Source organism: Pedobacter sp. (assembly GCF_040513095.1).
Classification (GTDB): Bacteria; Bacteroidota; Bacteroidia; order Sphingobacteriales; family Sphingobacteriaceae; genus Pedobacter.
Window position 1 is genome coordinate 1 of record NZ_JBEVDX010000025.1, and the last position, 4,031, is coordinate 4,031.

The following is a 4,031-nucleotide window of genomic DNA, read 5'->3' on the forward strand; positions in this document are numbered from 1 at the left end:
GCAGGAAGAAGTCGTTCCTTCCGGCATTCAGCTGTCTGTTACGGTTGCGGATAGCTTCTGTACCAGCCAGAACGCTGAATATATGTTTACCCAGAGTCTTTTTATAGTTCAAAGTATTTGTCCATGTCCACTCAGTAGTATAACCCTGGTATTCATTCAGGTTGTTCGAGTTGTTTCCTTCCAGAAATTCAAGGTTGGGGTAGCGTAACGTTTGTCCGTTGTAGTTTTCGTAACGTAATCCAAAGCTTGTACGTGCGGTTAATCCCGGGATGATGTCATATTCGCCAAACACGTTTCCGAAGAAGAAGTTACTTCTGTTTAAGTTGTCTTTTGCGCGGTATAAAACAGCAACCGGGTTTTCAGCATTTCCCAATCCACTTCCGCGGCTGCCTGCAAAGTTGCCCATGATATCATATACGGGGATGATTGTTGGAATACGGTAGGCCCATGATATAGGACTGCCTTCATCCTGATACTCTCCGGCTACGTTTGGGTTTACACCAAAACCAAAACCTTCGGAATAACTGTATTGTGCGTTTTCACCGAAGCGCAGTTTGTTGTTCAGCGCAGTAAACTGGGTATTTGACCTGAAGTTGTAACGGGTAAAACCAGTGTTTTTAATTGTTCCATCTTGCTTCAGGTAACCGCCTCCGAAACTGTATGTAGCGTTTTCGCCACCGCCTGTAGCGCTCAGCTGATAACTTTGTGTCGGCGCACTTTCGGTCATTTCATCAAACCAGTCAGTTCCCTGCTGGTTGGCGCGGGTGATCTGGTAGAATGTATTTGGATCCCTGCTGTAATTGTATTTAGAAGGGTCAGCATCAGCTGCAGTGATGTTTTGTCCTGTTGCAGATCCTGCCAGCAGGTATGTAGGTAGTGTAGGGCTGCTTCCGGTACCATAGTTTGTACCTGTTGATGGGGTTAAACCTGCATTTCTGTAACCTAAAAACAGGTAGTCGGCATATTGCTGCGGCGACATCATTTTAGGGAAAGAACCTTTTCTTGGCGTCTGGATACCATAATAGCTGTCCAGTGATATTTTTGGTGCACCCAGGGCACCTTTTTTAGTAGTAATGATTACAACACCGTTGTTGGCACGTGCACCGTAGATAGAAGATGAGGATGCATCTTTCAGTACCTGCATGCTTTCGATATCGTTCTGGCTCAACCAGGAAAGTTTTCCTTCATAAGGCACACCGTCAATCACATATAATGGATCATTATTGTTGATTGTAGTAGTACCGCGGACCCTGATCTGAGGGGTAGAACCTGGTGCTCCATCGGTAATGATGGCCACACCGGCCGCTTTACCCTGCAGTGACTCAATTGCACTGGCAGCAGGCTGCGATTTCAATTGGGCAATGTTCACTACAGCTACGGCACCTGTTAAATCCTTTTTGCGCTGGGAGCTGTAACCTGTTACAACTACCTCGGTAAGGTCATTTTTAATAGGATCGAGTGTAATGTTTAGGTTTGACTGGCCTCCTACAGGTACTTCTTTGTTGTTGTAACCAACGAAAGAGATAACGAGGACTGCATTTTGAGGTACGTTCAGGGCAAAAATACCGTTTGCATCGGTTGTGGTGCCCCCGGGAGCGTTTTTGATTTTGATGGATGCCCCCGGAACAGGAGACTGGTCGTCGCCGGCTATAACTTTTCCGGTTACTTTGGTTTGGGCCTTCAGGTTAAAACTAAGGCACAGACTCATGAGCAAAAGGATTCCAATCCCCTTGATAAGTGGTAGTTTTCGTTGCATAAGAATATATTTGGTAAATTAAAGGGTGTAAGATTTTTAGCTACATATGGAGGAATTAGTGTTCAGGTTATTTAGTTAAATAGTACTTTGTCTTTTACAGGAAATGTAGCGGCAAAAAAATAACAAACAGGAACGGCAGCATAGGTTTTGTAGCAAACATCTGGTTACTACTAAAACGGTAAATCTAAAATAATAAATCGTTTGTGTAAAAACAACACTTACAGAAATATTTTTTTTATCGTATCACGGGCCTCAATTATCGGCTCGTTCTGGAAAACATATAGGTTAATATTCGGTTTTTTAATCAATTGTCCAGCACAAACGGGTCGGTTAAGAGCTCGAAAAAAAGTCATACAGGTTATATTTGGTTAGAATATGATATTGTGTTTTTAACACTATCTCAAAGCTATAAGTTATAGTAATTACCTGTATGTAAAATGTTAAATTTTGTTAAAATATTTTATAATTCATTGATATACAATGTTATAATTTTATATGTTACGCCAAAAAATCGATAAAAGTAGGTGTTTAGAGCTATAATTTTGAATGATTTAGAAATATTTTTATTTAGTGTTAACTTTACACTATGATAAAATAGTATCAGTGGTAATTATAGGGCTTATTATGGCTCACATTAGTATAGCATGCTAAAATGTTTAAGCGTAAAACTAACGGTTAATATAATATCCAGATAAAATCGTATCGAAGACAGCAGATTTTGATGAATTCAATTTCTTTTTATTTTTTGTACATTTTGGCCTTGTTTTTAGCGTATTTCAGCAGTTAAAAAACAGCACCTGGCTTTGCCGTCAGGAATTTGCTGCAATGCATATATGCTGATAGTTTATTTTATCTGAATAACTTTATCCAATGTTTAAACCGTTTAGATTCATCTCTTCAATTGCCCTGTTATTCCTCTCTTCCTGTTCATCAGTATATATGCCCAACGTGCCAAATACTCCGATGTTAAGCTCACAGGGAGAATTCAGTGGAGGTGCACATATTTCCCTTAGGGGCAATGCCAACTTCAACGGGGCTTATGCGGTTTCCAATCATATCGGCTTGCTGGCAGGAGGGGAGTATATGAACAGTGAGCGCCACCGTAAAGATTTCAATACCAAAATGGTAGAGATTGGGGGAGGATATTTTACCACTTTTGGTCCGGATAAGAACAGGATACTGGAGATTTATGCCGGCGTAGGTACCGGGAAAACAGACCGGAGCTTCAGGACTTTTGATTCCGGAAACCTGATCAGTTCAGAACGGCAGATGACGGATTTCAGCAAGACCTTCCTGCAGGTCAACTACAGTTCAAAGAAAAACAAGAATTTTCATCTTTTTGGCAACAACTATCCCCTCAACTATGGGACTGCATTTCGGATCAGCCATGTCAATATGGATAACTTTTTCATCAACGGTATCGTTACGCCCAAAGAGGATAATATTTATCTGGAACCTATCTTTTTTACAAGGATGCGCCTGAGTGATGCCGTTCAGCTGCAATACACTACAAGTAGCAATATCGGCTTAAAAAACCGCAAGTATATGACCGCCGGGAACTCTATTTTTAGCGTAGGCGCGGTAATAAATGTGGGTGGGTTAAAGAAAAAGAAATAACCCCGGAGCCCAAGCAACTCCGGGGTTATATATTTACCAGGGACTGATTCCTGTTTCTGGTGAATTGTCATCACTAAAGAATTGTCCTGTAGGGCCATCTGCCCCCAATACTGCTGCTTTCACTACTCTTGCTGCGGCATCCTCAACCGTACCCGGTCCGGAGTGGTGGTTAAAATCTGTAGCTGTATAACCAGGGTCAACTACGTTAACTTTAAACGCTGTGTCGCGCAGATCGTACGCTAATACGGTACTGTAAGCATTCAATGCTGCTTTAGAAGGGAAGTACGCTGCAGCTTTTACCTGATAGTATCTCCATGAGGGGTCATTGTGTAATGTGATAGAGCCCAGTCCTGATGTCACGTTTACAATTCTTGGCTGTTCAGCCACTTTCAGTAAATCGATGAATGCCTGTGTAACTTCAATTACGCCAAAGAAATTAGTTTCAAACTGACTTCTGATCTGCTCTTCAGTATATGACTCTAATGAACCGACCAATCCATAACCAGCATTATTAAATACCACATCAATATCTCTGAGATGAATGGCTGCCTTTACAGTCGTTTCTATTTGTTGAATGTTGGTAACGTCAAGCGGTAAAAGCGTTACATTTTCCAGTTGATTGAGTTCCGTTTCTTTTTCAGGAGAACGCATAGTGGCT

3 protein-coding genes are annotated in these 4,031 nt (G+C 41.5%); 1 reads left to right on the plus strand and 2 read right to left on the minus strand.

The features are described from left to right. Positions 1–1,756 (minus strand): SusC/RagA family TonB-linked outer membrane protein (locus ABWY16_RS03810; protein WP_353903327.1); only part of this gene is annotated, 1,756 nt, incomplete at its 3' end. A gap of 870 nt (positions 1,757–2,626) precedes the next feature. Here ABWY16_RS03810 and ABWY16_RS03815 point away from each other — a divergent pair. After that, entirely contained in the window at positions 2,627–3,373 is a 747-nt protein-coding gene (locus ABWY16_RS03815; protein ID WP_353903328.1) for a hypothetical protein, read from the plus strand. A gap of 33 nt (positions 3,374–3,406) precedes the next feature. Here ABWY16_RS03815 and ABWY16_RS03820 read toward each other — a convergent pair. Beyond that, positions 3,407–4,031 (minus strand): SDR family NAD(P)-dependent oxidoreductase (locus tag ABWY16_RS03820; RefSeq protein ID WP_353903329.1); only part of this gene is annotated, 625 nt, incomplete at its 5' end.

What these genes read in the sequence shown, in the direction of transcription:
- ABWY16_RS03815 (WP_353903328.1), top strand. Translation starts at nt 2,627, where the DNA reads ATGTTTAAACCGTTTAGATTCATCTCTTCAATTGCCCTGTTATTCCTC.